The organism is Planktothrix sp. FACHB-1355 (assembly GCF_014748295.1).
GTDB lineage: Bacteria > Cyanobacteriota > Cyanobacteriia > Cyanobacteriales > Aerosakkonemataceae > Aerosakkonema > Aerosakkonema funiforme_A.
Window position 1 is genome coordinate 1 of sequence record NZ_JACJUP010000496.1, and the last position, 4,685, is coordinate 4,685.

The 4,685-nt window shown below is 44.0% G+C and carries 5 protein-coding genes; 4 read left to right on the forward strand and 1 reads right to left on the reverse strand.

Annotation, left to right across the window (positions count from 1 at the left end; genetic code table 11):
- A partial coding sequence (locus H6S82_RS19145; RefSeq protein WP_191056568.1) for a phytochelatin synthase family protein occupies positions 1-580 on the forward strand: 580 nt, incomplete at its 5' end.
- A gap of 71 nt (positions 581-651) precedes the next feature.
- On the opposite strand, the gene H6S82_RS19150 is transcribed toward H6S82_RS19145, so the two are convergent.
- The gene (locus H6S82_RS19150) at positions 652-1,848 is read right to left on the reverse strand and encodes a heparan-alpha-glucosaminide N-acetyltransferase domain-containing protein (RefSeq protein WP_190464785.1); all 1,197 of its coding nucleotides are present in this window, start codon (positions 1,846-1,848) and stop codon (positions 652-654) included.
- Positions 1,849-2,008: 160 nt separating this feature from the next.
- Here H6S82_RS19150 and ggt point away from each other — a divergent pair, with 160 nt between their 5' ends.
- The 3 genes from ggt to H6S82_RS19165 form a co-directional block, all read left to right on the forward strand.
- Entirely contained in the window at positions 2,009-3,634 is a 1,626-nt protein-coding gene (gene ggt / locus H6S82_RS19155; RefSeq protein WP_242057021.1) for a gamma-glutamyltransferase, read from the forward strand.
- A 154-nt stretch (positions 3,635-3,788) separates the two neighbouring features.
- Complete coding sequence (locus H6S82_RS19160) at positions 3,789-4,421, forward strand: hypothetical protein (RefSeq protein ID WP_190464787.1); 633 nt, start codon at positions 3,789-3,791, stop codon at positions 4,419-4,421.
- Between the two features lie 27 nt (positions 4,422-4,448).
- Positions 4,449-4,685: hypothetical protein (locus H6S82_RS19165; RefSeq protein ID WP_191056569.1), on the forward strand; the 237-nt coding region annotated here is incomplete at its 3' end.

Genomic DNA, 4,685 nt, shown 5'->3' on the forward strand with positions numbered 1-4,685 from the left:
TCAATCTAGACAAGATTACTGGCATTTGAGTGTACAATTTGTTACGCAAAACAATCAAGCGTTCTGTGGAGTTGCCAGTAGCGTTATGGTACTGAATGCCTTGGGAATTAACGCACCTTCAGCGCCGGAATATGCACCCTATCGCGTCTTCACTCAAAGTAACTTTTTTAGCAATGAAAAAACTCGACAAGTTGTCAGTCCGGAAGTAGTTTCTCGTCGAGGGATGACTTTAAATCAGTTGGGTGGATTATTAGCAAGTTACAATGCCAAGGTGAGAGTTTACCATGCTTCCGACACCAATCTGGCAGAGTTTCGCAGATTGACAGTACAAAATTTGAAACAACCGGGAAATTTCGTTATAACCAATTATTTACGCAAAGCAATTGGGCAAGAAACTGGAGGGCATATTTCTCCTATAGCTGCTTATAATGAAAGAAACGATCGATTTTTAATTTTAGATGTCTCGCGCTACAAATACCCACCAGTTTGGGTGAAAGCAGCAGATTTATGGCGGGCGATGGCAACGGTGGATTCTGATTCGAGGAAAACAAGAGGGTTTGTATTTGTGAGTAAAAATTAGTAACTAATGAAATTTGGGATAAACAAAGATAATTTGTCGGCAATTTGGGTGGGCATTGCCCACCCTACTTATCAAAGATAAGTTAACCACCAAAATTTATGTTTGGCCTTGTACTCCGCAAACCAATTACAAATCGGGTAAAGTATGAGAACTACAATAATCCAAAAATCGTAAACTATTGCTAAACCATAACCATAATCTGGCGGTATTTTAGATAAAGATATGGCGAATGCCTCCAAACCGTATGTAGGTATAGCCAATAGAATTACCAATAGATGAATCAGCGGTATGTGAATAATATAAAAAAATAAGGGAACCTGACCGAAGAGTACCAGTGGTTTGATAAATCTAGATATTTTTTGGTTTTCAAATAAGTCAAGTAAGAGAATTGCAGGGCCGATCGTCATCAACAAAAACAGCAATGAAGGCGGATATTTATGGCAGTTAATGAATGAAAGCAAAGTCAACGGAAAGCTGGACTGAACTGCCCATCGAGCGGGATCTCCATAAATATTAATAGCCCGCAGAATGATAAATGCGAGAATCAAACCAAAACCGAACCTTCGCAGCAATTGTCGTCGCCGAGATTGTGGCAGATCGAATACAGTTCCAAAGGCATAACCCGCCGCCATTACTCCTATCCAAGGTATGAGAGGATAAGCAGTAAAAAACCGCATTCCAGGTAATATTTCCAGTCGTTTTGGTTCGTGAAGAATTGCCCAAAGCCAGCCCCATTCTCCCAGTCGATCGGCTTGTATGTTATCGAACAAATTATGTCCGACTATCAACGTGATTCCTATGGCAGCAATAGCGCGAGTGGGAAGATAAACCAGTGCTGCCAAGACAATCATTGCAAAACCGATCGCCCACAGCACTCCTGCGAATGTAGCACTATAATTTACGTTGAATGTCCATCCAAAACGCACCACCGTCAGTTCCAGAAACACAAGCCAAAGTCCGCGAGTGAAAAGAAACGAGGAGACTTCTTGTTTTGTTTTACCGCGTTGTAGAGAAAGATAGGCGGCGATACCGGCCAGGAAAATAAACGATGTAGCGCAAAGATGAGTTACCCAGCGTGTCAGAAACAGCGGTACGTTTGTTTGGGTCAAGTCTAAAGGGTCAAAACGAGCGTTGGAGAAAAATATCCGCACATGGTCTAATGTCATAAGTACCATCACCAGTCCGCGCAGGATGTCGATCGACACCAGTCGTTTGGGGCGAGGCTTGTCATAGTTTTCGTCTTCACTTACAGTAAATGTCTGGCTCATCTTAAATTTTTCCCGCCAAATATCGAAACTTATTATGTTTAACTTTTTGAGATATAAACAATTTTCTATCGCAATTCTTTATATTATTGTCTCGATATCTCTATTTTGGTGTGAGGAAACAAGGGCAGCTTTTGTCCTACCCCTACGCACTAAAAAAGGTATGGTAACTTCAGCTCATCCGTTGGCGTCTGAGGCAGGACTTTCCATACTGCGAAAAGGTGGCAATGCTGTGGATGCAGCTGTGGCGACAGCTTTTGCCATTTCAGTAGTCGAGCCTTTTTCCGCAGGTATTGGCGGCGGTGGCTTTTTAATGCTGCATCAAGCGCAAACGGGGGAAATGAAGGCGTTGGATTTCCGGGAACGCGCCCCTTTGCGTGCGACACGCAATATGTACTTAGACGAACAGGGTAAGGTGCGTCCGAATGCTAGCGTCAATGGCTATTTGGCAGCAGCAGTACCGGGTACGGTGGCGGGACTTTATGAAGTGCATCGTCAGTACGGTAAGCTACCTTGGCAAGAGGTAATTGCACCTGCTATCCGTCTTGCCAATGAAGGTTTTGTTGTCAGTTCTATTCCGACTTGGCGTTTTGTTGGCATTTCTCAAACGCGCCGAGATGTTATTTTGAACAATGACGCGGCACGTCAAATTTTCGCTCCCAATGGTAGATTGTTTGCATTGGGAGATCGTTTGATACAGAGAGATTTGGCACGCACTTTACAGACGATCGCCAAAGATCCGCAAAGCTTTTACACTGGTGAAATTGCCCGTACTATTGCCAGCGATATGGCAAGAAATGGCGGTTTGATTGGTTTGGCAGATCTGAAAAACTACAAACCGACTTGGCGGACACCTCTGTGCGGTAGTTTCCGCGTTTACCGAATTTGCACAATGCCACCTCCTTCTTCGGGAGGCGTTCACTTGTTGCAAATTTTGAATATTATCGGCGATACGGATCTGAAATCGCTGGGTTGGCATCACCCGGATACGCTACATTTACTTGTAGAAGCAATGAAAATTGCCTATGCCGATCGATCTGTTTATTTGGGCGATCCGGATTTTGTGAATATTCCGGTGACAGCGCTCACCAGTCACAGTTACGCTGCGAAAAGGCGTCGGGAAATTACTATGCAAAGGGCGCGACCTGCAACGGAAGTAAGGGCAGTCGATCGAGATACTTTAGAGCGTTTTGTTAATAGCAAAGAATCACCGGAGACAAGTCATCTGAGCGTTGTAGACGAACAGCGCAATGCGGTTAGCCTTACCTTTACTATTAATTATGGTTTCGGATCGGGTGTGGTTGTACCTGGAACGGGTATTTTGCTTAACGACGAAATGGACGATTTTGCTATTGCACCGGGAGTACCGAACGTTTTTGGTTTGGTGGGTGGAGATGCAAATGCGATCGCACCTCGCAAAATTCCTCTTTCCAGCATGACTCCTACAATTGTCACCGAAAACAATCGCCTGCGTTTGCTAGTTGGTGCGCCGGGAGGAAGCACGATTATCACCACGGTTTTGCAAGTTGTACTCAACGTGTTGGAATACAACATGGATGTCGGTGCAGCTGTTTCTGCTCCTCGCATTCACCATCAGTGGTTACCGGATAAACTGAGGGTGGAACCATTTGGCTTAGATGCTCTCACCCTAGCAGAACTGCGTCGTCGCGGACATCAGATCGAACAGCAAACTCCTTGGGGTAATGCTAATGCGATCGCCGTTACGCCAGATGGCTCTCTAGAAGGAGCAGCCGATCCTCGTGGCGAAGGTTCGCCTAGCGGCTATTAAGCTACTTCCCGGCCTACATTCAAGAATATGACAATTGTGCCTGCGGAATGTGGGTCTAAATTTTACTCAAGTGGGAGGTAGGAAAAACACATTTTCATCATCCAATTGTAGGTTTCATGGTACTATTGAACCCTAGAATGAGGAGGTCTACACTATGAAGCGAAATTTCTTAAAGTCCTTCAGGGGTAAAGTACTATTGGGGTTAACCGCAATTTTATTAAACCCCAGTAGCTTATTAGCTGAGACTTACCGACCTAAGATATCTTTTAGTCTCGAAAACAATGGTAATAGTAATATAGTTCATTTATTTGTGTACCCTCCTGGAACTGATGACAGAATTAACGAAAAACTCCAGGGTCGGGTAGTGAAACCGGGAGAAACCGCAGATATTGATATTTACAACAAGCCTGGAGAATGCGTTTATGATATCAAAACTGTATTCGCCGATGGCGAAGAAAATATCGAACGTCAGGCCAATATTTGTGACATGAATGGTGGTACTTATTCCCTCTATGGAAAAGACGATCGCGTTTTTAAGGTAAGTAACCGTGCCGATAATGATATCGTAGAGTTTTATTGGCGCAGGCCAGGTTCTGATTGGGGTCAAGATTTACTGGGATCAGTTAACATCGCTGCTAGACAGACTGTTGTTATTCCAGTAAATGATAGTAAATGTCTGTATGAATTTCGAGCTGTTTTTGCCAACGGACGGATAGCAGAGCAAGCAAAGAATGTCTGTCTAAACAATAACAGTGTGGTTAGTGATGTGATTTTCGACAAACAGTAGTTAGCAGATAATTCCAGAGAATAAAAAATGCCAAGTTTGATTTGTAAAAGGATTGCACAAAACACACCAGACAAGGTGATTACCCGACGAGTAGTGCAAGCGATGGGTATATCTTTATTGGGGATTATAGCTGCTTCTCCTGTAGCTCTATCATTTACCCAAATCATGAGCAAAACGATTGATGGGGTAAAAATTCAGCAATGGAATGAGCCAGACCAACTAGGACAAGCTTGTCGGCGGAAGGCGGGTACGCGAGGGCCCTGT

Bases quoted from the DNA above. Each gene is read 5' to 3' on its own strand.
- ggt (WP_242057021.1), top strand. From the start codon at position 2,009: ATGGTAACTTCAGCTCATCCGTTGGCGTCTGAGGCAGGACTTTCCATA.
- H6S82_RS19150 (WP_190464785.1), bottom strand. From the start codon at position 1,848: ATGAGCCAGACATTTACTGTAAGTGAAGACGAAAACTATGACAAGCCT.
- H6S82_RS19160 (WP_190464787.1), top strand. From the start codon at position 3,789: ATGAAGCGAAATTTCTTAAAGTCCTTCAGGGGTAAAGTACTATTGGGG.